This is a genomic window from Streptomyces albus subsp. albus, assembly GCF_000719865.1.
In the GTDB taxonomy this organism is placed as follows: Bacteria; Actinomycetota; Actinomycetes; order Streptomycetales; family Streptomycetaceae; genus Streptomyces; species Streptomyces albus_E.
In genome coordinates this window covers 92,920-114,714 of sequence record NZ_JOID01000008.1, presented here as the reverse complement: position 1 = coordinate 114,714, position 21,795 = coordinate 92,920, and the positions used below count along the sequence as shown (strand labels likewise).

Annotated in this window: 20 protein-coding genes; 12 read left to right on the top strand and 8 right to left on the bottom strand. The window is 73.2% G+C overall.

Translation table 11 applies throughout. The features are described from left to right. The first annotated feature begins 148 nt into the window (after positions 1 to 148). A complete protein-coding gene (locus IF83_RS0109335; protein ID WP_030543613.1) occupies positions 149 to 721 on the top strand; it encodes a bacterial proteasome activator family protein in 573 nt (190 codons plus the stop codon). 158 nt (positions 722 to 879) lie between these two features. Here the strand turns inward: IF83_RS0109335 and IF83_RS0109330 are convergent, their stop codons facing one another. After that, entirely contained in the window at positions 880 to 2,589 is a 1,710-nt protein-coding gene (locus IF83_RS0109330) for a protein kinase domain-containing protein (RefSeq protein WP_030543612.1), read from the bottom strand. Between the two features lie 360 nt (positions 2,590 to 2,949). Between IF83_RS0109330 and IF83_RS0109325 the strand changes: the two genes are divergently transcribed. After that, entirely contained in the window at positions 2,950 to 4,575 is a 1,626-nt protein-coding gene (locus tag IF83_RS0109325; RefSeq protein ID WP_037679334.1) for a protein kinase domain-containing protein, read from the top strand. Positions 4,576 to 4,698: 123 nt separating this feature from the next. On the opposite strand, the gene IF83_RS0109320 is transcribed toward IF83_RS0109325, so the two are convergent. Continuing rightward, entirely contained in the window at positions 4,699 to 5,757 is a 1,059-nt protein-coding gene (locus IF83_RS0109320; protein ID WP_030543610.1) for a phosphotransferase, read from the bottom strand. A 577-nt stretch (positions 5,758 to 6,334) separates the two neighbouring features. Here IF83_RS0109320 and pdhA point away from each other — a divergent pair. The 5 genes from pdhA (at position 6,335) to IF83_RS0109295 (ending at position 12,273) form a co-directional block, all read left to right on the top strand. Next, positions 6,335 to 7,507: a pyruvate dehydrogenase (acetyl-transferring) E1 component subunit alpha gene (gene pdhA / locus IF83_RS0109315; RefSeq protein ID WP_030543609.1), complete on the top strand. Its 1,173-nt coding sequence runs from the start codon at positions 6,335 to 6,337 to the stop codon at positions 7,505 to 7,507. A gap of 1 nt (position 7,508) precedes the next feature. After that, the gene (locus tag IF83_RS0109310) at positions 7,509 to 8,498 is read left to right on the top strand and encodes an alpha-ketoacid dehydrogenase subunit beta (protein WP_030543608.1); all 990 of its coding nucleotides are present in this window, start codon (positions 7,509 to 7,511) and stop codon (positions 8,496 to 8,498) included. A gap of 19 nt (positions 8,499 to 8,517) precedes the next feature. Further along, entirely contained in the window at positions 8,518 to 9,996 is a 1,479-nt protein-coding gene (locus tag IF83_RS0109305) for a dihydrolipoamide acetyltransferase family protein (protein WP_030543607.1), read from the top strand. Positions 9,997 to 10,204: 208 nt separating this feature from the next. After that, positions 10,205 to 10,900 carry a GntR family transcriptional regulator gene (locus tag IF83_RS0109300; RefSeq protein ID WP_030543606.1) on the top strand — a complete coding sequence of 232 codons (696 nt, stop codon included), beginning with the start codon at positions 10,205 to 10,207 and terminating at the stop codon, positions 10,898 to 10,900. After that, positions 10,897 to 12,273 (top strand): MFS transporter, encoded by a 1,377-nt coding sequence (locus tag IF83_RS0109295; RefSeq protein WP_030543605.1) that lies wholly within the window; start codon positions 10,897 to 10,899, stop codon positions 12,271 to 12,273. The genes IF83_RS0109300 and IF83_RS0109295 overlap by 4 nt, the downstream gene beginning before the upstream one ends. A 212-nt stretch (positions 12,274 to 12,485) precedes the next feature. Here the strand turns inward: IF83_RS0109295 and IF83_RS0109290 are convergent, their stop codons facing one another. After that, on the bottom strand, positions 12,486 to 13,313 hold the full coding sequence (locus IF83_RS0109290; protein WP_030543604.1) for a maleylpyruvate isomerase family mycothiol-dependent enzyme: 828 nt from the start codon (positions 13,311 to 13,313) through the stop codon (positions 12,486 to 12,488). Between the two features lie 149 nt (positions 13,314 to 13,462). On the opposite strand from IF83_RS0109290, the gene IF83_RS0109285 reads away from it, so the two are divergent. Beyond that, the gene (locus IF83_RS0109285) at positions 13,463 to 14,314 is read left to right on the top strand and encodes a carbon-nitrogen family hydrolase (RefSeq protein WP_030543603.1); all 852 of its coding nucleotides are present in this window, start codon (positions 13,463 to 13,465) and stop codon (positions 14,312 to 14,314) included. Between the two features lie 56 nt (positions 14,315 to 14,370). On the opposite strand, the gene IF83_RS0109280 is transcribed toward IF83_RS0109285, so the two are convergent. Next, a complete protein-coding gene (locus IF83_RS0109280; protein WP_030543602.1) occupies positions 14,371 to 15,612 on the bottom strand; it encodes a helix-turn-helix domain-containing protein in 1,242 nt (413 codons plus the stop codon). 272 nt (positions 15,613 to 15,884) lie between these two features. Between IF83_RS0109280 and IF83_RS34660 the strand changes: the two genes are divergently transcribed. Then, positions 15,885 to 16,028 (top strand): hypothetical protein, encoded by a 144-nt coding sequence (locus tag IF83_RS34660; RefSeq protein ID WP_244176957.1) that lies wholly within the window; start codon positions 15,885 to 15,887, stop codon positions 16,026 to 16,028. Further along, the gene (locus IF83_RS0109270) at positions 16,025 to 16,411 is read left to right on the top strand and encodes a hypothetical protein (RefSeq protein WP_244176955.1); all 387 of its coding nucleotides are present in this window, start codon (positions 16,025 to 16,027) and stop codon (positions 16,409 to 16,411) included. The genes IF83_RS34660 and IF83_RS0109270 overlap by 4 nt, the downstream gene beginning before the upstream one ends. A gap of 44 nt (positions 16,412 to 16,455) precedes the next feature. On the opposite strand, the gene IF83_RS0109265 is transcribed toward IF83_RS0109270, so the two are convergent. Together IF83_RS0109265 and IF83_RS0109260 are read right to left on the bottom strand one after the other, a co-directional pair. Beyond that, positions 16,456 to 16,695, bottom strand: a complete 240-nt coding sequence (locus IF83_RS0109265) for a hypothetical protein (RefSeq protein WP_030543600.1) — start codon at positions 16,693 to 16,695, stop codon at positions 16,456 to 16,458. 48 nt (positions 16,696 to 16,743) lie between these two features. Then, on the bottom strand, positions 16,744 to 16,992 hold the full coding sequence (locus tag IF83_RS0109260; protein WP_030543599.1) for a winged helix-turn-helix domain-containing protein: 249 nt from the start codon (positions 16,990 to 16,992) through the stop codon (positions 16,744 to 16,746). A gap of 84 nt (positions 16,993 to 17,076) precedes the next feature. Here IF83_RS0109260 and IF83_RS0109255 point away from each other — a divergent pair, with 84 nt between their 5' ends. Both IF83_RS0109255 and IF83_RS0109250 read left to right on the top strand, forming a co-directional pair. After that, positions 17,077 to 17,457: a hypothetical protein gene (locus tag IF83_RS0109255; protein WP_244176953.1), complete on the top strand. Its 381-nt coding sequence runs from the start codon at positions 17,077 to 17,079 to the stop codon at positions 17,455 to 17,457. Positions 17,458 to 17,663: 206 nt separating this feature from the next. Then, complete coding sequence (locus IF83_RS0109250; RefSeq protein ID WP_030543597.1) at positions 17,664 to 19,574, top strand: NHL domain-containing thioredoxin family protein; 1,911 nt, start codon at positions 17,664 to 17,666, stop codon at positions 19,572 to 19,574. Positions 19,575 to 19,902: 328 nt separating this feature from the next. On the opposite strand, the gene IF83_RS0109245 is transcribed toward IF83_RS0109250, so the two are convergent. Then, positions 19,903 to 20,133, bottom strand: coding sequence for a DUF6458 family protein (locus tag IF83_RS0109245; protein ID WP_030543596.1), 231 nt, complete (start codon positions 20,131 to 20,133; stop codon positions 19,903 to 19,905). A gap of 184 nt (positions 20,134 to 20,317) precedes the next feature. After that, entirely contained in the window at positions 20,318 to 21,616 is a 1,299-nt protein-coding gene (locus IF83_RS0109240) for a M18 family aminopeptidase (RefSeq protein ID WP_030543595.1), read from the bottom strand. Positions 21,617 to 21,795: the final 179 nt, after the last annotated feature.

Sequence of the window (21,795 nt, the reverse complement as noted above, 5' to 3'; positions counted from 1 at the left end):
CCGTCCGTCTCTGTCCGCTCGTTTCCGCTCGTTTCTGTCCGTGTCCGCCTGTGTCCACCCGTGCCCGCCCCGTCCCGGTCCGGCTGTGAGGATCGTCTCGTCGAGCCCCTCCCCGCCCTCCCCGCGCCGTGTGCGCGAGAATGGCCGCATGGAGAAGCCGAGGAATGAACGGTCGCAGGAGAGCTCCCATGTCCTGGTCGTGGGACCGGACGGGATGGCTCTCGGAAGCGCCGCTTCCGATGGCGGGGAGGAGCAGGACGAGTCCCGCGAGACCCCCCTGACGGAGATGGTCGAACAGCCCGCCAAGGTCATGCGCATCGGCAGCATGATCAAGCAACTGCTCGAAGAGGTCCGGTCGGCTCCTCTCGACGAGGCGAGCCGGGTACGGCTCAAGGAAATCCACGCGAGCTCCGTCAAGGAGCTGGAGGACGGCCTCGCACCGGAGCTGGTGGAGGAGCTGGAGCGGCTCTCGCTGCCGTTCACCGACGACGCGGTGCCCACCGACGCCGAACTGCGCATCGCCCAGGCCCAGTTGGTCGGCTGGCTGGAGGGCCTCTTCCACGGCATCCAGACCGCCCTGTTCGCCCAGCAGATGGCGGCCCGCGCCCAGCTGGAGCAGATGCGCCGCGCCCTGCCCCCGGGCGTCCATCTGCCGGACCAGGAGGGCGAGGAGGAGGACGGCCGGCCCGGCGGCGGCGCGCGCTCGGGCCCGTACCTCTGATCCACCGCGGCTCTCGCGGACGTGGTTCCGCGGGGCGGCGCCCGGGCCCGTGAACGGAAGCGGCCGGGGCCCGGCACGTACGGCGCGCATCGCGCGCCGCGTGCCGGGCCCCGGCCGTCGTCTTCCCCGGACCGTCCGGACCGCGGGGACCGCCCGGACTACTCGGGCTTGCCCGTGGCGACGGTCAGCGTGATCGTGTCCTTGTCCGGGTCGAAGGGGTCACCCTGGCGGGGGACCTGCTCCAGGACCGCGTTCTTCCCCCAAATGGAGGAATCCTCGTACTCGAGCTCGTTGTACTTCCAGCCCGCCTGGTTCATGCAGTCCTTCACCGACGCGATGTGGCGGAAGCGCAGATCCGGCATGGACACCGCGTCCTTGTCGTCGTAGTGCTCATACGCGTCGGTGCACTTCTCGGCGTCGATCGTCCGGCTCTTGTCCTCCGGGATCTCCTTGGCGGGCGCGGCCTCACCGCCCTCACCGGTCTGGCCGCCGGAGGGGTCCGCGGACTGGCTGGTCCCCCCGCCGCCGACCGGCTTCCCCGCGTCGTCGTCGTTGTTGAGGACGAGAGCCGTGATCAGACCGCCGACGGCCAGCAGCGCCACGGCGACGGCGCCCACCACGACCGGCATGTTGCTCTTGCCGCCGCCCGCGCCGCTCCCGCCGGCCGGCGGCGAGAGGTTGTACGGCGCGCCCGGTCCGGAGGGGCCGTACGGGGAGGGCGTCGGATAGCCCTGCTGCCCCATCGGGTAGCTGGGGGGCGGCGGAGTGGACGGACCGAAGCCGCCCGGGCCCGCGAGACCCGGCACGGGCGACGGCTGGTACGGCATCTGCACGCCCGGAGCCCCGGGAGCACCCGGCACCCCGTGCGCGGACGCGGCGGGGTTCTGCTGGTCGAGCGGCGGGAAGACCGCCGAGCCGACCCCGGCGCCGCTGTTCCGGGCTCCGCCGCCGACGATCGCCGGGGCGGCGCCGGTCTGGCCCGCGGATGCCACCCGCGCGCATTCCTGGCGCATCGCCTCCGCCGTCGGGAACCGCTCGTTCGGGTTCTTCTTCAGCGCCCGGGCGATGAGCGCGTCCACCGCCGGCGGCAGCGAGCGGTTGACGGACGACGGGACGGGCGGCTCCTCCTGCACATGCGCGTACGCGATGGCCAGCGGGGAGTCCGCGTCGAACGGCAGCTGCCCGGTGAGCAGCTCGAAGAGCATGATGCCGACGGAGTAGAGGTCGGAGCGGGCGTCGACGCCGCGCCCCAGCGCCTGCTCCGGCGAGAGGTACTGCGGGGTGCCGACGACCATGCCGGTCTGCGTCATCGACGTGACCCCGGACTGCATGGCCCGCGCGATGCCGAAGTCCATGACCTTGACCACATCGCGCCGGTTCATCATGACGTTGCCCGGCTTGATGTCCCGGTGGACCAGGCCCATCTCATGGCTGACCTCGAGGGCCGCCAGCACGTCGCCCGCGATCCGCAGGGCCTTGTCGGCGGGCATCGCGCCGTACCGGGCGATGTCCTCGTCGAGCACGGAGCGCAGCGGGCGGCCCTCGACGTACTCCATGACGATGTACGGCATCTTGCCGCCGCCCTCGGCGTCGGAGAGGGTGTCCTCACCGGTGTCGAAGACGGAGACGATGTTGGTGTGCGAGAGCTTCGCGACCGACTGCGCCTCGCGCCGGAAACGCTCGCGGAACGCCTCCTCGCGGCCCAGCTCGGTGTGCAGGACCTTGATCGCCACCTGCCGGTCCAGCACGGTGTCGTAGGCCAGGTGCACGGAGGCCATCCCGCCCGCGCCGAGCAGGTCGCGCAGCCGGTACCGTCCGCCCGCGACCGAGCGCCCCTCGTAGCGGCCCTGCCCGCCGTCCTCGCTCATGTGACTGACTCCCCCTGTGCGGACGGCCGTGCTGATGCGGGCCCCGGCCGGCTGCTCGAACAACCATGATTACCGGCCAAGTCTGCCGCAGGGGTCGGCCACGTCAAGCCGGGTGCCCGTTCCGTGACCGGATGGGCGAGAAGAGTTCGAGAAGCGTTACAGCATCACCACGGTCGGGCGGAGGATTTGCCTCCGCAGCCCCTCAGCGGTTTGGATGGTCTGTCCACCGGGGAACGGCGCGCCGCGCGGAGGCTGTAGCGTGCCTACCGGAAGACCCCTGGGTCCCCGAGCCGGCGGCAGGGGATTCGGCGAGGGGATCCCGGCCGCGTTACAGCGGACAGATGACTACGGCGAGGACTGATGGCACAGACGCGCTCCGGGGGCCCGTCCGAATCCGAACCGGCGAACGGCGGCAACGGGAACGGCAACGGCTCCGGTGACTCCCCCGAGCTGTGGGGCGACGGCGGACTGGTCGGGGACGGGCGCTACCGCCTGACCCACCGGCTCGGCCGCGGCGGCATGGCGGAGGTCTTCGCCGCCGAGGACGTACGGCTCGGCCGTACGGTGGCGGTGAAGCTGCTGCGCTCCGATCTCGCGGAGGACCCGGTCTCCAAGGCCCGCTTCACGCGCGAGGCCCAGTCGGTGGCCGGACTCAACCACCACGCGGTGGTGGCGGTCTACGACTCCGGCGAGGACGTGACCGGCGGCAGCACCGTCCCCTACATCGTCATGGAGCTCGTCGAGGGCCGGACGATCCGGGATCTGCTGATCGACTCCGAGGCGCCGCCGCCGGACCAGGCGCTGATCATCGTCTCGGGCGTGCTGGAGGCGCTGGCCTACAGCCACCACCACGGCATCGTGCACCGCGACATCAAGCCCGCGAACGTGATCATCACCAACACGGGCGCGGTCAAGGTCATGGACTTCGGGATCGCCCGCGCGCTGCACGGCGCGCAGTCCACGATGACCCAGACCGGCATGGTCATGGGCACCCCGCAGTACCTCTCGCCGGAGCAGGCCCTCGGCAAGACCGTCGACACCCGCTCCGACCTGTACGCCACCGGCTGCCTGCTCTACGAGCTGCTGGCGCACCGCCCGCCGTTCACCGGCGAGAGCCCGCTGTCGGTGGTCTACCAGCACGTCCAGGACATCCCGGTGCCCCCGTCCCGGGTGTCGGACGCGGTGCCGCCGGAGCTGGACGGGCTGGTGATGCGCTCGCTGGCCAAGGACCCGGACGACCGCTTCCAGACCGCCGAGGAGATGCGCGGGCTGGCGCAGTACGCCCTGCAGATGCTGACCGCGCACGGCGGCCACACGGGCACCTGGGACACCGGCACGGTCGCCGTGGCGGGGGCCGCCCCGACGGCCGGCATGGCCGCCGGCGCGACCGCCATGATGCCGGCGAGCGGCGGCGACACCTCGCAGATCCCCGCCCCGCTGCTGGGCCCGCCGCGGGGCGACGACGGAGGCTTCGACGGCACCCGCTACGGCGGCGGCCGGGGCGGCTCCGGCGGGGGCCGCGGCCCGGTGCTGCTCGTGGCGGCGCTGGCCGCGATCATCCTCACGGTCGGGATCATCTTCGCGCTCAACGGGACCGGCGAAGACCAGGAGCAGGACCAGAAGCCGTCGCCGACGGTCTCCCGCAGCCAGGACACCGAGAAGTCGCAGTCGCCGGAGGACGAGGCCTCCCAGGACCAGCAGACGGCCCCCGAGACCGGCGGCCAGAACGAGGACTACACGCCGGAACAGCCGAGCGGCGAGTACACCCCGTCCCAGTCGCCCACCGGCGAGGAGACGCCGAGCGCCTCGACCTCGCCCCCGGCGTCGACCCCGTCCCAGAGCACGTCGAGCGATCCGGGCGGTGAACCGGGCGACTCCGGCGACCCGGGCGGCGAACCGGGCGGTGACCCGGGCGGCGCCGGCGGTGACCCGGGCGGCGCGGGCGGCGACGGAGGGGTGATCGAGGGCGGAGAGGCCGACGGCTGACCGGGCCCGGGGCTTCCCCGGCCGGTTGCCCGCTCCGCAGCGGTTTTCACGGCCCCCGTCCGTACCGGACCACCGCGTCCGGTACGGGCGGGGGCCTTTCGCCGTCCGGAGCCGCCCCGTCCCTCAGGTGGTGAACGCGTCGCGCACCGCGTCGTAGTGCTCGGTCCACCACACGGCCAGGGCCGCCGCCGCCGGGAACTGGGCGTCGGCGCGCGGGTCGCGCAGTTCGTAGCGCCAGCGCAGCATCCAGAAGTCGTTCAGCCGTTCCCACCACACCCGGTGCACGGCCGCGGCCAGTTCGGCCGCGTCCGCCCCGGAGGCCCGCCGGTAGCCGCGCGCGTAGGCGCGGACCTTGGGCAGCGCGAGGGGGCCGCGGGGGCGGACGAAGAAGATGGCCGCGGCCCGTACGGCCTCCTCGGCGCGCGGCTGGACGCTGAGCCGGTCCCAGTCGACGACCGCGGCCGGTTCCGCGCCCCGGTAGAGGAGGTTCAGCGGGTGGAAGTCGCCGTGCACCCAGCCCGCGGCGGGTTCGGCGCCCGGCCGGGGGCGCCGGTGGGCGTGGCGGCGGAGCAGGGCGCGCCGTTCGGTGAGCCGGTGCTCGGCGAGTTCGTCGAAGGCGTCGCGCCGGGGACGGCGGCGGGCGCGGGCCAGGAGTTCGTCGATCAGGGCGTAGGTGTCTGCGGGTTCGGCGCTGGCCAGGGCGGGCGGGCTGGTGGGCGAGGCGGGGCGGCGCTGGCCGGGTAAGCGGAGGCGGTCGCCGGGGCCGGTGGCGCCCGGCCCCGGTGCGGCCGGCGGCGCGGGCGGCATGATCCGTTCCAGCGCGCTGTGCATCCGGCCGAGGAGTTCACCGAGGTGTCCGCACTCGGTGCGGGCGAGCTGGGCCCCGTAGCGGTGCCGGCCGTCGATCCAGGGGTGCAGGGCGAAGCAGCGGCCGCCGGTGACGGCGACGGTGGAGCCGGCGGTGTCGGCCAGCGGCGGGGCCACGGGCAGGCCGAGGGCGGCGAGCCGGGCGGTCGCGCGGTGCTGGCGGGCGATGGCGGGGCTGTCGCCGTCGAGATGGTGTTTGAGGAAGAAGCGGCCGCGGGTGGTGGTCAGGGCGTAGCCGCGGTTGAGTAGGCCCTGGGTCACCCGTTCGCAGGAGAGCGCCTCGCCGAGCCCGTAGCGGCGCAGCAGCACGGCCAGGGTGTCCGCCCCGGGGCTCTCCGCGCCGGGGCCGCCGGGGCCGAAGTCCCCGTACCCGCCGTCTTCGCCGTCCGGCCGGAGCGCCGGCGCGGTGGCCCCGGCCCGGGTGACCGGGCCCGGGAGGGGGTCCGGGACGGGGTCCGGCGGAGCGGGGGCAACGGATGAGCGCGGCACCTGTCAAATGTTAGATCACGCTGCGTACCCGATCCGGAACCGGGGCCTCAACAAGAAGGGCCCACGGCGCGGCTTTCCTCCGCGGGCTCTTCCCGTGCTCTTGCCCGCCGGGTTAACGTGCCGTTGTCCCGGCTGCCGCGGGGCTGTGACCAGTGGTGTTCCCCGACTTTCCCGATTTACTTGGAAATCCAAGCAAAATCCCAGGTCAGAAGGGGTTTCGCAGGAATGCGAACCACTGGGTAACGTGCGTCCTGCGGCCGGAGCCGGGCGCCTGTCACACCCGGTCCGGCAGTCGCACCCACCCCGTGCGCCGCTCGAATCGGGTGAGCCCCCCCTGCCGTCGGCAAGGGGACCTACTGGGCCACCGGCGACCCCGGGGGCCGGACAGACGGAGGAGCACACCGTGACCGTGGAGAGCACGGCGGGGCGCAAGCCACGCCGCACCACAGCGAAGCGCGCCGGCGCCAAGAAGCCGCCGGCAGCGGCAGCCGCGTCGGCCGCCGCCGGGCAGCCGGAGCTCGTACAGCTGCTGACCCCCGAGGGCAAGCGCGTCGAGCACCCCGAGTACTCCATCGACCTCGGCCCGGAGGAACTGCGCGGGCTGTACCGGGACATGGTGCTGACCCGCCGCTTCGACGCCGAGGCCACCGCGCTCCAGCGCCAGGGCGAGCTGGGCCTGTGGGCCTCGCTGCTGGGCCAGGAGGCCGCGCAGATCGGCTCCGGCCGCGCGCTGCGGGACGACGACTACGTCTTCCCCACCTACCGCGAGCACGGCGTCGCCTGGTGCCGGGGCGTGGACCCGACCAACCTGCTGGGGATGTTCCGCGGTGTGAACAACGGCGGCTGGGACCCGACGAGCAACAACTTCCACCTCTACACGATCGTCATCGGCTCGCAGGCGCTGCACGCCACCGGCTACGCCATGGGCGTGGCCAAGGACGGCGCCGACTCCGCCGTGATCGCCTACTTCGGCGACGGCGCGAGCAGCCAGGGCGACGTGGCCGAGGCGTTCACCTTCTCCGCGGTCTACAACGCCCCGGTGGTCTTCTTCTGCCAGAACAACCAGTGGGCCATCTCCGAGCCCACCGAGCGGCAGACCCGCGTCCCGCTCTACCAGCGCGCCCAGGGCTACGGCTTCCCCGGCGTCCGGGTCGACGGCAACGACGTCCTGGCCTGCCTCGCCGTCACCCGCTCCGCGCTGGAGCGCGCCCGCCGCGGCGAGGGCCCGACCCTCGTCGAGGCGTTCACCTACCGCATGGGCGCCCACACCACCTCCGACGACCCGACCAAGTACCGGCGGGACGAGGAGCGGGAGGCCTGGGAGGCCAAGGACCCGATCCTGCGGCTGCGCGCCTACCTGGAGGCCGAGGGCATCGCCGACGCGGCGTTCCTCGCCGCGCTGGACCAGGAGAGCGAGGAGCTGGGCCGCCATGTGCGCGAGGCGATCCGGCTGATGCCGGACCCCGACACCACGGCGATCTTCGAGAACATCTACGCGGACGGCCACGCCCTGGTCGATGAGGAACGCGCGCAGTTCGCCGCCTACCAGGCGTCCTTCGCCGAGGAGGGCAACTGACATGGCCGCCGAGAAGATCATGAAGCTTCCCATCGCCAAGGCGATCAACGAGTCCCTGCGCCGGGCCATGGAGGACGACCCCAAGGTCCTGGTCATGGGCGAGGACGTCGGCAAGCTCGGCGGCGTCTTCCGCGTCACCGACGGTCTGCAGAAGGACTTCGGCGAGGACCGGGTCATCGACACCCCGCTCGCCGAGTCCGGCATCGTCGGCACCGCCATCGGCATGGCGCTGCGCGGCTACCGCCCCGTCGTCGAGATCCAGTTCGACGGTTTCGTCTTCCCCGCGTACGACCAGATCGTCACCCAGCTCGCCAAGATGCACGCGCGGGCCCTGGGCAAGATCAAGCTGCCCGTCGTCATCCGCATCCCCTACGGCGGCGGCATCGGCGCGGTCGAGCACCACAGCGAGTCGCCCGAGGCGCTGTTCGCGCACGTCGCCGGGCTCAAGTGCGTCTCCCCGTCCAACTCCTCGGACGCCTACTGGATGATGCAGCAGGCGATCCGCAGCGACGACCCGGTCATCTTCTTCGAGCCCAAGCGGCGCTACTGGGACAAGGGCGAGGTCGACACCGCCGCCGTCCCCGGCCCGCTGCACGAGGCCGTCACCGCCCGCGAGGGCACCGACCTCACCCTCGTCGCCTACGGCCCGATGGTGAAGGTCTGCCTGGAGGCGGCCGCCGCGGCCGCCGAGGAGGGCAAGTCGCTGGAGGTCCTCGACCTCCGCTCGATGTCCCCGATCGACTTCGACGCGATCCAGCGCTCGGTCGAGAAGACCCGGCGGCTGGTCGTCGTGCACGAGGCTCCGGTATTCCTGGGTACGGGATCGGAGATCGCCGCCCGGATCACCGAGCGGTGCTTCTACCACTTGGAGGCCCCGGTGCTGCGCGTGGGCGGATACCACGCGCCGTACCCGCCGGCCAGGCTGGAGGAGGAGTACCTGCCCGGCCTGGACCGGGTGCTCGACTCCGTCGACCGCGCTCTGGCGTACTGAAGGGACGGGGAAAGTGACGATGACAGCGACTTCCCAGCGCTTCCGCGAGTTCCGGATGCCCGACGTGGGCGAGGGGCTCACGGAGGCCGAGATCCTCAAGTGGTACGTGGCGCCCGGCGACACCGTGTCGGACGGGCAGACCGTCTGCGAGGTCGAGACCGCCAAGGCGGCCGTGGAACTGCCCATCCCGTTCGACGGCGTGGTGCGCGAACTGCACTTCGAGGAGGGGGCGACGGTCGACGTCGGCTCCGTCTTCATCACCGTCGACACCCAGCCGGGCGCTGACGGTGACGGTGGCGCCGCGCCCGCGGCCGAGCCGGCGCCCGCCCCGGCCGCGGAGGCTGCGGCCCCCGCCGAGCCGGAGCAGCCGCAGGAGCGGCAGCCGGTCCTGGTGGGCTACGGCGTCTCCGCCGCGTCCACCAAGCGCCGCGCGCGCAAGCCGCAGCCCGGTGCCGCGTCCGGTGCCGGTGCCGGTGCCGGGCGGACCAACGGCGGGCCGGTCGCGCCCGCCCCGGAACTCCCGGCGGCCGTCCCGGTCCAGGCCGCCCCGGCCGGTGTCACGGAGGCCCCCCGGCCGCTCGCCAAGCCGCCGGTCCGCAAGCTCGCCAAGGACCTCGGCGTCGATCTGGCCTCGGTCGTCCCGACCGGCCCGGACGGCATCGTGACCCGCGAGGACGTGCACGCCGCGGCCGCCGCTGCCGCCGCCGCGACCGCCCCCGCGGAAGTCCCGGAGACGGCCCCGGCCCCCGCGCCCGCCGCCGCACCGGCCGCCGCGCCCGCGTCGGCCTCCGCCGGCGGCCGCGAGACCCGGGTGCCGATCAAGGGCGTACGGAAGGCCACCGCGCAGGCGGTGACCGGCAGCGCCTTCACCGCCCCGCACGTCACGGAGTTCATCACCGTCGACGTGACCCGGACGATGAAGCTCGTCCAGGAGCTCAAGCAGGACCCGGACATGGCCGGGCTGCGGGTCAACCCGCTGCTGCTGGTCGCCAAGGCGCTGCTGGTCGCGATCAAGCGCAACCCGGAGATCAACGCGGCCTGGGACGAGGCGAACCAGGAGATCGTGCACAAGAGTTACGTCAACCTCGGCATCGCCGCGGCCACTCCGCGCGGTCTGATGGTGCCGAACATCAAGGACGCGCACGCCAAGACCCTGCCGGAGCTCGCGCGGGCGCTGGGCGAACTGGTGGCCACCGCACGGGAGGGGAAGACCTCCCCGGCGGCCATGCAGGGCGGCACGGTCACCATCACCAACGTCGGCGTCTTCGGCGTCGACACCGGTACGCCGATCCTCAACCCCGGCGAGTCCGCGATCCTGGCCTTCGGCGCGGTCAAGCTGCGGCCGTGGGTGCACAAGGGCAAGGTCAAGCCGCGCCAGGTGACGACCCTCGGCCTGTCCTTCGACCACCGGCTGGTCGACGGGGAGCTGGGCTCCAAGGTCCTCGCGGACATCGCGGCGATACTGGAGCACCCCAAGCGGCTGATCACCTGGGCCTGACCACGGCCCGACGGCCACGGGCCGGGCCGGCCCCGTACCGGCCGGCCCGGAGCCGTACCGCCCGCGGGGCCGTGCCCCGGCCCCGCAGCGCTCGACCCCGGAAGCCCGGACGCCATGCGCGTCCGGGCTTCCCGGCGTTCAGCCGCCCGTCCCGTCCGCATCCCGGACCGCTCCGAAGCCGTTCATCTCTTGTATCTAAGCTGTGTCCATGCTGTCCGCCCTCACCCCCGAGTCCGCCTCCGAGACCTCCTCCGGCACCGCCCCCGGCAAGCGGCCGCCCGCCGCCGACCGGGTCTACGCCCACGTCAAGCAGGCCGTCCTGGACCGCCGTTACGAGGGCGGCGAGCTGCTCACCGAGGGCCATCTCGCCGAGGCCACCGGCGTCTCCCGGACCCCGGTGCGGGAGGCCCTGCTGCGGCTGGAGGCCGAAGGGCTGCTCAAGCTCTACCCGAAGAAGGGCGCCCTGGTGCTGCCCGTCTCCGCGCAGGAGATCCGCGACGTGGTCGAGACCCGGCTGCTCGTCGAGGAGCACGCCGCCCGCAAAGCCGTCCCCGCGAGCCCGCGCCTGCTGGAGCGGCTGGAGGAACTCCTCGACGCGCAGCGGCGCCACGCGGCCGCCGGCGACCTGCCGGCCTTCTCCGTCAGCGACCGCTGCTTCCACGCCGAGATCGTGCGCAGCGCCGGCAATCTCATCCTGGAGCGCCTCTACGACCAGCTGCGCGACCGGCAGCTGCGGATGGGCGTCGCCGTGATGCACGCCCACCCCGACCGCATCGCCAAGAACATCGCCGAGCACACCGAGATCCTGCGCGCCCTGCGCTCGGGTGAGGCCGACGCGGCCGCCGCGGCCGTGAGCCGGCACATCGGCCGGGTGCGGGAGCTGGCCGGAGGCGGTGACCGGTGAGCTCCGCCACGCGCTCCGGCGGGCCCGCGCCCGCCTTCCCCGGCTCCGCCGTGGCCGACCCCCGCGGCGGCGGGCGGGCGGCCTTCGTCTGGGGCATCGGCGTCCTGGTCTACTTCCTGGCCGTCGCCTACCGCACCAGCCTCGGCGTGGCCGGGCTCGACGCCGCGGACCGCTTCCAGGTGGGCGCCTCCGCGCTGTCGACCTTCACCATCCTCCAGCTCCTCGTCTACGCGGGCATGCAGATACCGGTGGGCCTGCTGGTCGACCGGCTGGGCACCAAGCGCGTCCTCATCCTCGGCATCGCCCTCTTCACCACCGGCCAGTTCGGCTTCGGCCTCTCCGACTCCTACGCCATGGCCCTGGCCTCGCGGGCGCTGCTCGGCTGCGGTGACGCCATGACGTTCATCAGCGTGCTGCGGCTGGGCTCGCGCTGGTTCCCCGCCCGCCGCGGCCCGCTGATCGCGCAGGTGGCGGCGCTGATCGGGATGGCCGGCAATCTGCTGTCCACCCTGGTGCTGGCCAGGCTGCTCGGCGCCTTCGGCTGGACCCCGGCCTTCGCGGGCAGCGCGGCCGGCGGTGTGGCCGTACTCGTCCTGGTGCTCGTCTTCCTCAAGGACCACCCGGAGGGCACCGCCCCCGCCTCAGGTGCCGGCGCCGGGAAGGGGACGGTGACGGGGAGGATGCCCGCCCCGCGCTTCGGCGTCGGCCGGCAGATCGCCGACTCCTGGCGCGAGCCCGGCACCCGGCTGGGCATGTGGGTGCACTTCACCACCCAGTTCCCGGGCATGGTCTACCTGCTGCTGTGGGGGATGCCGTTCCTGGTCGAGGCCCAGGGGATGTCCCGCGAGGAGGCCGGTGAGCTGCTGACCCTGGTGGTGCTCTCCAACATGGCCGTCGGCCTCGTCTACGGGCAGCTCATCGCCCGGCACCACGGGGCCCGGATGCCACTCGCCCTGGGCACGATCGGTTCGACCGCCCTCCTCTGGGGCACCGCGCTGGCCTGGCCGGGCACGGCGCCGGGATGGCTGCTCGTCGCGCTCAGCCTGGTCCTGGGGCTCTGCGGTCCCGCCTCGATGATCGGCTTCGACTTCGCCCGCCCGGCCAACCCGCCGGAGCGCATCGGCACCGCCTCCGGCATCGTCAACATGGGCGGCTTCACCGCCTCGATGACGACACTGCTGGCCATCGGCGTGCTGCTGGACGCGACCGGGGACAACTACCGCGTCGCCTTCGCCTCCGTGTTCGTCCTGCAGGCGCTGGGCGTCGCCCAGATCCTGCGGCTGCGGGGGCGGGCGGACCGGCGGGAACGGGAGAGGACGGTCGCCAGCCGGGTGGAGACGGTGCACGTGCCGCCGGCCGTACGCCAGGGCTGACGGAGCGTCAGCACACTGGGGCGGCCGGGCTGACGGAGCCGGCATGCGCCCGGAGGTCACGGACCGCGGGTGGGGCCGCGGTCCGGACGGAACGGCAGAGGACGGTACGGAAACGGGGGGACCCGGGCCGGTGAACGGGCGACCGGGGAACGGGCGGGGCGAGCCCCGCGGCAGCCGCGCGCACCTCGCGACCCCGACGGCTCTCCGGCTCCCTACGGCGTCGTCGTGAAGTTCCGCAGGATGGCCTCGGCGAGCCGCTGGTCGCCCTCCGTCTTGATCCGGTCCGCCACCGCCGCCGGCTTGACCCGGCCGCAGGCCAGCAGCGCGTACGTCTCCCAGTCCAGGGTGAGCGTCACCGCCGGGCCCAGCGAGGGGCTGCCGCTGACCGAGGCCCGGCCCTGTGGGTCCACCCGCACCGTGCGCATGAACTCCACCGGCCCGTGCACGTCGATCACCACCGCCGTGTTCGGCGGGGCGCCCGCGTCCTTGGCGACGACCTTCGGCAGCGCCTCCAGGAACAGCTCGCGCGCGACGAGCGCGCCCGGCGAGTCCAGATTGCCCGGCTGCCGCAGTGCCCGGCGCAGATCCTGCTCGTGCACCCAGACGTCGAACGCCCGCAGCTGCAGGCAGCGTTCCAGCGTCAGCTCCGCGCCGCCCAGCGGCCCCCGGACCTTCGTGCCGGGATCGCGGCTCTCGTTGCGCAGCTGCCGTGAGCGGCGGATGATCGTGTACTCCAGCTCGGCGGTCATCTCCGGCGCCGTGTGGCAGCGCCGCACATCGACCTGGACCTCCATGTAGCGGGTCAGCTCGTCCTTCACGTGGTACAGATCGCGCGGCAGCGAGTGGATCGGCCGGGGATCGCCCAGCATCTCGCACTCCGCGCCGATCACATGGGAGACGACGTCCCGCACGGACCAGCCGGGGCAGGCGGTCGCGCGGTTCCACTCACCCTCGACGAGCGGTGTCACCAGCTCGGAGATCGCCTCGATGGAGTGGGTCCAGGCGTCGATGTAGGGCTGCAGGCTTGGGTGGACGGTCACGTGACCCCTCGGCGGTTCGTACGCGGGCTGGGTGCTTGAGCCACCGGCTCACGCAGTTAAGTTACGCTGCGCGTGGGCACACCGGCAGTGCTTTCGTGTGACGATCGTAGGCCCGTCACGGCGGGCCGAAGGCCGAGAGTGGTGGTACCGTGCGCGCCTCCCTGTTGCAGATCGCGGTCAATTCCGACGAAACGGTTGAAGCGCGCCGTGAACGGGTGGCCGCACTCGTCCGGGAACAGGCCGGTTCCGACCTGGTCGTCCTCCCCGAGCTCTGGCCCACCGGCGCCTTCGCCTACGACCTCTTCGAGGAGTACGCCGAGACCCTCGACGGCCCCAGCGTCACCGCCGTGGCCGCCGCCGCGGCCGAAGCGTCGGTCTGGCTGCACGCCGGTTCCGTGGTCGAACGCGCCCCCGACGGCACCCTCTACAACACCTCCGTCGTCCTCGGCCCGGACGGCGGCCTCCGCGGCTCCTACCGCAAGATCCACCGCTTCGGCTTCGACAAGGGCGAGGCCGCGATGATGGGCGGCGGCGAGGAGATCGTCACCGTCCGCCTCCCGGAGGCCGGAACCGGGACGGAGGCCGGGACCGACACGGAGACCGGGACCGTGGCCGGCCTGGCCACCTGCTACGACCTGCGCTTCCCCGAACAGTTCCGCCGGCTCACCGACGCCGGCGCCGAACTCCTCGTCATCCCCGCCGGCTGGCCCGCCCGCCGCCGCGAGCACTGGACCCTGCTGGCCCGCGCCCGCGCCGTCGAGAACCAGGCCTACGTCCTCGCCTGTTGTTCGGCCGGAACACACGGCGGCGTCGAACAGGCCGGGCACAGCCGGATCATCGACCCCTGGGGCGAGGTGATCGCCGAGGCCGGCGAGGACGAGGAGATCCTCACCGCCGACCTCGACCTCTCCCGCGTCGCCAAGACCCGCGCCGACTTTCCCGTCCTCCGCGACCGAGTCCTCGGCCTCCCGGACCCGCGCCCGGCCACGCGGGAGGCCTGAGCGGGGGAGGCGCCGGGGCGCCAGAGCCAGGACGCGGCGGCGCCCCGAGCCCTCCATCAGTCGTACGTTCGCAGGGTGGCCACGAGTTGCCGTGCCTCCCTCGCACCTCGCCGCATCAGGGCAGCGGCCACGGTGTGCAGCTCGTTCCACGCGTGGGGGCGGCCGATCTCGGCAGCGTCGGGCACGATGGCCAGCGCCACCGAGGCGGCGTGCGACGCCTCACCCGCTTCGGCCAGCGCGTGTGCCAGGCAGGCCCGGTACCAGGTCTTGTCGCGCCGGTAGTCGTCCGGCAGCGCGGCCAGCCCGGCCGTGAGGTGGCGCACCGCCGCTTTCCCGTCGCGCAGGTGCAGTGCGGCCATCCCCCGTTGCAGCGTGAACCACGTCTCGCCGTAGAAGTACATCCACGGCGGCTCGTCCTCCCGGCGCCGTGCCGCACGGTTGATGAGTTCCTGCGCTTCGTCCAGGAGCCGCTCGGCGTCGTCGGCATCGCCGCTCAGTGCGTGACCTCGGGCGGCCATCTGAGCGGCCATGCCCTGGACTCCGAGGGACGTTCCCGGGGCTGACCAGCGAGCCGCCTCCGCCAGACGCACACACCGGTCCCCACGGCCGCCCGACCACGCCATGTGCGCCTTCATGCTGAGCGTCGTGGCCGCCATATTGGCGTCACCGGCTTCCAGTGCCCACTCATGGCTGCGGTCGTACCAGGCGAGCGCGGCTGCCGTCTTCCCCTGATCCTGCGCCATCCATGCCAGGAACTGCGCATGTTCGGACGCCAGACGGACCACCCGGCCCGCCAACGGGCCCCGGGCGCTGCCGTACAGGTCCACCACCGTCCGGAGCTGTTGGCGCATCAAGGCCGCCAACGGCCGCGAACCGATCTCGTCCTCGGCCCGGCGATGCTCCGCCAGGAGCCGGTCGAGCCAGTCGAGCGTGGCGGCGTCCACGGGGTGCTCGCCGTCGACCACGCTCGTCACGCGAGCCAGCAGGTCCTCGTCCGGCCCGGGCCCGGCGAGCGCGGGCACCGGTGAGTCGGCGCCCGGTCGGTCGGTTCCGAGGAGGTGGGCCGGGACGCGAAGCCCTTCCACGATCCGCTGCCGCACCTCGACCGAAGTGACGTGCCTCCGGCCGCGCTCGATGTTGGACACCTCGGGCTGAACAAGGCCGACGCGCTCCCCGAGCTGCGTCTGGCTCATCCCGGTGAGCTGCCGGTACGTACGAAAGACGGCGCCCCAGTCCCCGGCGGCGACCGTCGACACCAATTGCGGGTGGGACCACACGTCCGCGCGCTTTTCCCCCATACGCCCAATATAGGGCGCACCCATAGGGCCATGGCATGGCTTTGCGCGGGGACGGGCGCGAGGGTCTTCGCGAAAGGACCCCCGCGACCGTGGCGACGGCCCGGGGGCGTGGCCACCAACCTGGCTTGGAGGTTGACGACATGCTCAAAACTACCGAGAGGCTGCTTCGTCCGCTGCTGCGGCTGCTGCTTCCTCCTGGGGGACGTCACCGAGCAACGGGGGCAACCTCGTTGTCCGCGGCACCCGCCGCTCCCCGGTGTCCGGGATCGCCCGTGCCGGACGGCCCGGCCATCGGACTCGTCCGCCCGTATCTCATCGCCCATGAACGAAGGACCGAGCGCGAACGACGACACCGCCGCCGCATCCGGCTGGTGCTGGTGCCGCAGGGAATCGACCTGCCGGAGGTGGTCGCGTGAACACCCGCCCCCGCCTCCTGCCGTGGTCCGACTCCGGAAAACCGGCCTACCTCCGCACCAGCGACCCGAACAGCATGCTGTCCCGGCTCGCCGACGAGATGGAGGAGGCCCAGCTCGGCATCGGCGAGAGCGTGCTGGCCGCCGCCAAGGGGATCTTGCGCGACCCGAAGGCGTCCCCGTCCGAGCTGCGGTTCACCGCGACCCGGCTCAGTGAGTGCCTGTTCGACGCGCTGAGGGTCGCCACGTCGCGCGGCGCCCGTCTGACGGACGCCGACGAGGAGGACGAGTCGCCCGTCGACGACGCGGGGCCGACCGCGCAGGATCCGTCCCGCAGGTGTGAGGGCGGCAAGAACGACGGCCGGATCCCGGCGGACGGTCGCTGAACCGAGCATCAGCGGAGGCCGGCCCCCAGGGCCGGCCTCCGCGTTCACGGCGCGCTTGGCACCAGGTGTTCACCGGCGGGTGCCTTGGCATCGTGTCCCCGCTCGGCGTCGGCCATCTCCGCCTTGATGGCATCGATGCGCTCGCGTTTCTCCGGGATGATGTCGGCCGTCAGGTCGGTCATCGTGCCGAGTTCCGTCTGCCCTGCCCATGAGGAAGACGCCCCGCCGTCGGGGTCGAAGACGAACAGCATCCGGATGCCGGATGCCTCGACCCAGTCCAGCACATCTTCGGAGGACCGCGCCCAACTCCCGCCCTAGTCGGAGGCGGACGATCACCCCTCCGCGTCGTCGGGCTGCTTCACGAACGACCCGCGGCCGGGAACCGTGTAGATCAAGCCGCGCTCACGCAGCACGGTCAATGCCCGCTGGACCGTCGACGCCCCGGATGAGTATTCGCGGCGCAACTCCAGCTCGGACGGGACCCGGCCGGACAGTTCGCCCGACGTGATCTCTTCCGCGAGGTGGTCGGCGATCTGTTGGTACGGGTGGCGTGGGTCGTCGGCGTTGATGGTGCGGACCATGAGCCAATAGTGCGCCCACTAGCACACCCGTGCGCATTGGTGTGACCTGGTGCGCCATGGTGCGGTCAGGTTACGGTTGTGGACATGAAAGACCCCGGCGCCGCTGGCACGGCCCGGGGCATGGCCGATCGCTGCAAGGAGCGAACGACGATGCGAAGCCTACTGACCCCCGTCCGCCTGCTTCCATGGCCCGGACCGGAGGGCCGACGCGCATACATTCCGGACGACAACCCCGGCGGCTTCTTGACGAAGCTCGCCGACAACGTCGAGGCCGCGCAGCTCAAGACCGGCGCGGACGTCCTTGATCTCGCGCGCGGAGTCCTGAACGACCCGAAGGCGACGGTGTCCGAACTGCGGTATGCGGCGAAACGGCTCGCCGAGTGCCTGGCTGATGCCCTGCTGGTCGCCGAGTCACGTGGCGGCCGCCTCGGGTCGCCGGACCCTGACGAAGCCGTGCTGCCGTGACGCGTTGACCGGCCCGGGCCACCTGGGAGACCCCGGCCAAGTCCGTCGATTGGCACCCGGGGCGTTGGGGGTGTCGGGGAGGACCCGCTCGACGTAACGCCCCTGGTCAGACCGCCGGGGGCGCCGTCGCGCGTTCGCCCGGCGGCCGGCAGCGCGCGCCCGTGCCCGGCGTCCGGGCCTCGCCCGTCGTCGGGCACCATGGACGGATGGCAAAGCACGCACGCGTCCGCGCTCCCGAATTGATCGGCAAGGGCGGCTGGCTCAACACCGGCGGCACCTCGTACACCCTCGCCGACCTGCGGGGGCGGATCGTGATCTTGGATTTTTGGACGTTCTGCTGTGTGAATTGTCTGCACGTACTCGACGAGTTGCGGGAGTTGGAGGAGAAGCACCGCGACACGGTCGTGGTGATCGGGGTTCATTCGCCGAAGTTCGTGCACGAGGCCGAGCACCAAGCCGTCGTGGACGCCGTCGAGCGCTATGAGGTGCACCACCCCGTGCTCGACGATCCCGAGCTGGCCACCTGGAAGCAGTACGCCGTGCGGGCCTGGCCCACGCTCGTCGTCATCGACCCCGAGGGCTACGTCGTCGCCCAGCACGCGGGCGAGGGGCACGCCCACGCCATCGAGCGCCTGGTGAGCGAGCTGGAGGAGCAGCACGCCGCGAAGGGCACGCTGCGGCGCGGCGAGGGTCCGTACGTCGCGCCCGAGCCGGTGCCGACCGATCTGCGGTTCCCCGGCAAGGCCGTGCGGCTGCCCGGCGGCACCTTCCTCGTCTCGGACTCCACCCGGCACGCGCTGGTGGAGCTGGCCGCAGACGGTGAGACCGTCGTCCGCCGGATCGGCAGCGGTGAGCGCGGCCTGGCCGACGGCGGTCCGGACGAGGCGCGGTTCAGCGAGCCGCAGGGCCTGGCGCTGCTGCCCGACGGCACCGTCGTGGTGGCCGACACGGTCAACCACGCTCTGCGGGCGGTGGACCTGGAGACGGGGCGGGTGACGACGATCGCCGGCACCGGCCGCCAGTGGTGGCAGGGCTCCGCGACCTCCGGGCCCGCCCGGGAGACGGATCTCTCCTCGCCCTGGGACGTGGCCTGGTTCGCGGACCGGCTGTGGATCGCCATGGCCGGCGTCCACCAGCTGTGGACATGGACCCCGCCGGCGGACGGGGGCGGGGTCGAGGGAGCGGGCGGCGGCGGCACCGTCGAGGCCGTCGCCGGTACGACCAACGAGGGCCTGGTGGACGGGCCCGCCGCCGAGGCGTGGTTCGCGCAGCCGTCCGGGCTCGCGGCCGCCGGGGACCGGCTGTGGATCGCCGACTCCGAGACCAGCGCCCTCCGCTGGATCGAGCGGGCCGAGGCCGATGAGCGGTCCGAGCCGGACGAGCAGCCTGAGCCGGCCGGACCGGGGGCCGCGGGCGGGGAGTTCGTCGTCCGCACGGCCGTCGGCACCGGCCTCTTCGACTTCGGGCACCGCGACGGCCCCGCCGGGCAGGCTCTGCTCCAGCATCCCCTGGGCGTGACCGCGCTCCCCGACGGCTCGGTCGCCGTCAGCGACACGTACAACCACGCGCTGCGCCGCTACGACCCGGCCACCGGCGAGGTGACCACCCTCGCCACCGATCTGCGCGAGCCCTCGGACGCCGTGCTCGACGGCGACGCGATCGTGGTCGTGGAGTCCGCCCGGCACCGGCTGACCCGGCTGCGCCTGCCCGAGGAGGCGGTACGCGTCGAGCCGGTGGCGCACCGGACGCAGCGCGCGGCCACCGAGGTGGCGCCGGGGCGGCTCCGGCTGGACGTGGTGTTCCGGCCGCCCGCCGGGCAGAAGCTGGACGAGCGCTACGGTCCCGCGACCCGGCTCGTCGTCAGCGCCACGCCGCCGGAGCTGCTGGCGGAGGGTTCCGGTACGGACACGGGGCTCGGGCGCGATCTCGTCCTGGCCGAGGGGTTCACGGAGGGGGTGCTGCACGTCTCGGCGATGGCGGCGTCCTGTGACGACGACCCGGCGCAGGAGTTCCCGGCCTGCCATGTGCACCAGCAGGACTGGGGAGTTCCGGTGACGGTGGCCGAGGGCGGCGCTGACCGGCTGCCGCTGGTGCTGGCGGGGCTCGACGCTCCCTGACGTGCGGCCGGGCTGAACGTGCGGCCCGGCTGACCCACCCCACGCCGGAAACCGGCTCTCAGCGCACGTGCCGGAGCCGGGGGTGGCCTGGCCGCGGTGGGACGGACGTGCGGCCCGACTTGGGGCCGGAGGCGGCCGACCGCGGTCGCCCGAGCCGAGGCCGAATCCCCCCGGCCCGCCAGAGGGCGGACGGAGGCGCGCGGCGAGCCGGGGCCTCGGTCCAGCACGGCGGGGCCGGCCGCCGGACGGAACGCAAACGTCCGCGGCCCCGGTGCGGGGGACCGCGGACGCCGTGTCCCGCAGCTGAATGCTTCTCCGCTGCCGCGCGTCACCGGTAGTAGCGGTTGTGGTCCTCGACCTCGACCACCGGGGCGCCCGGGGCCGGCGGCTGGACCCTGCGCCGCTTCAGGATGCTCACGTAGGCCGCGAGTCCGATGAGGCCGACCGCCATCATGATGAGGCCGACCAGATCGAGGTTGACTCCGGCAATGTCCCAGTTGACGGCGAAGGTGAGGATGCCACCCACCGCGATCAGACCGATGCATCCGCCGATACCCATGGGATCCGCCTCCTCAAGCGTTGGCTCTCTGGGCTCCGTGCGTAGCCTCCGGATACCCGGGGCGGGGGGCTCCATGCGCCGCTTGGTGTGAAGAGGATTCGGCGGGTGTCAAGTGCCCCGCGCGCCACGGCGTTCCGGCCCCGGAGCCGCCGCGCCGCCCCGGGGCCGGGAAACCGCCCCCGGCTCACTCCTCCAGGAAGGCCCGGATCGCGTCGGCGAGCAGGTGCGGGTCGTCGGCGCCGCACAGTTCGCGGGCCGAGTGCATGGAGAGGATGGCGGCGCCGATGTCGACCGTCGCGATGCCGTGCCGGGCGGCGGTGATGGGGCCGATGGTGGTGCCGCAGGGCATGGAGTTGTTGGAGACGAACGCCTGCCAGGGCACCCCGGCGCGCTCGCAGGCGCGGACGAAGACGGCCCGGCCGGCGCCGTCGGTGGCGTAGCGCTGGTTGACGTTGACCTTGAGGATCGGGCCCCCGTTCGGCATCGGGTGGTGGCCGGGCTCGTGCCGCTCCGCGTAGTTGGGGTGGACGGCGTGGCCGGTGTCGGAGGAGAGGCAGAAGGAGCCGGCGAAGGAGCGGGCGCGGTCCTCGTAGGTGCCGCCGCGGGCGAAGAGGGAGCGTTCCATGACGCCGCCGAGGAGCGGCCCGTCGGCGCCGGTGTCGGACTGGCTGCCGTTCTCCTCGTGGTCGAAGGCGGCGAGGACGGGGATGGCCGTGAGGTGCTTCCCGCCGTCCCGGGCGACGGCGGTGAGGGCGGCCGTGCCGGCGTGGACGGACAGCAGGTTGTCCATGCGCGGCCCGGCGAGCAGTTCGCGGTCGCGGCCGAGGTAGGCGGGGGGCTCGACGCTGTGGACCATCAGGTCCCAGCCGGCGATCTCCCCGGCGGGGACTTCGGCCTCGTCCGCGACGAAGGAGACGAGGTCGCCCTCGTGGACGTCGCCGAGGCCCCAGATGGGCGTCATGTGGCGCTGCTTGTCGAGCTTGAGGCCCTCGGTGTTAACGGCGCGGTCGAGGTGGACGGCGAGCTGCGGCACGCGGAGCAGCGGCCGGTCGACGGTGACGAGGCGGCTGGAGCCGTCGCGCAGGGTGAGCCGGCCGCTGAGGCCGAGGTCCCGGTCGAGCCAGGTGTTGAGGAGCGTGCCGCCGTAGATCTCGACGGCGATCTGCCGCCAGCCGTGCGCGCCGGTGTCCGGCACGGGCTTCACCCGCAGGTTGGGGGAGTCGGTGTGGGCGCCGATGATCCGGTACGGCGTCTCGGGGCCGGCGCCGTCGGGGACGTACCAGGCGATGAGCGCCCCGCCCCGCAGGACGTACCGGCCGCCGGGCGTGCCGTCCCACGCCTCGGTCTCCCCGGCCTGCCGGAACCCGGCCGTCTCCAGCCGTCCCGCGGCGTTGGCGACCGCGTGGTAGGGCGACGGGCTCGCCGCCAGGTAGGACATCAGGTCGTCGGTGTGCGCGCGGGTGAAGCGGGGAGGTCTGCTCATGGTCTCAGCATAGGAAAGCGCCCGGACGGGCCCGAACGGGCTCGCGGCACACAGCAGATGACCCCCGCCCGGTGGGACCTGCCGGGCGGGGGTCGGGACCCCGGCCGCGCGTCGGCGCGGACGGCCTGTGCGGGCCGGGGTTTCAGGGCCTCATCCGCGGACGGGGACCTGGGTGCGGG

What these genes read in the sequence shown, in the direction of transcription:
- IF83_RS0109260 (WP_030543599.1), bottom strand. Translation starts at nt 16,992, where the DNA reads ATGGTCCGCACCATCAACGCCGACGACCCACGCCACCCGTACCAACAG.
- IF83_RS0109325 (WP_037679334.1), top strand. Translation starts at nt 2,950, where the DNA reads ATGGCACAGACGCGCTCCGGGGGCCCGTCCGAATCCGAACCGGCGAAC.
- IF83_RS0109250 (WP_030543597.1), top strand. Translation starts at nt 17,664, where the DNA reads ATGGCAAAGCACGCACGCGTCCGCGCTCCCGAATTGATCGGCAAGGGC.
- IF83_RS0109300 (WP_030543606.1), top strand. Translation starts at nt 10,205, where the DNA reads ATGCTGTCCGCCCTCACCCCCGAGTCCGCCTCCGAGACCTCCTCCGGC.
- IF83_RS0109280 (WP_030543602.1), bottom strand. Translation starts at nt 15,612, where the DNA reads ATGGGGGAAAAGCGCGCGGACGTGTGGTCCCACCCGCAATTGGTGTCG.
- IF83_RS0109310 (WP_030543608.1), top strand. Translation starts at nt 7,509, where the DNA reads ATGGCCGCCGAGAAGATCATGAAGCTTCCCATCGCCAAGGCGATCAAC.
- IF83_RS0109330 (WP_030543612.1), bottom strand. Translation starts at nt 2,589, where the DNA reads ATGAGCGAGGACGGCGGGCAGGGCCGCTACGAGGGGCGCTCGGTCGCG.
- IF83_RS0109255 (WP_244176953.1), top strand. Translation starts at nt 17,077, where the DNA reads ATGAAAGACCCCGGCGCCGCTGGCACGGCCCGGGGCATGGCCGATCGC.
- IF83_RS0109240 (WP_030543595.1), bottom strand. Translation starts at nt 21,616, where the DNA reads ATGAGCAGACCTCCCCGCTTCACCCGCGCGCACACCGACGACCTGATG.
- IF83_RS0109245 (WP_030543596.1), bottom strand. Translation starts at nt 20,133, where the DNA reads ATGGGTATCGGCGGATGCATCGGTCTGATCGCGGTGGGTGGCATCCTC.
- IF83_RS0109335 (WP_030543613.1), top strand. Translation starts at nt 149, where the DNA reads ATGGAGAAGCCGAGGAATGAACGGTCGCAGGAGAGCTCCCATGTCCTG.
- IF83_RS0109305 (WP_030543607.1), top strand. Translation starts at nt 8,518, where the DNA reads ATGACAGCGACTTCCCAGCGCTTCCGCGAGTTCCGGATGCCCGACGTG.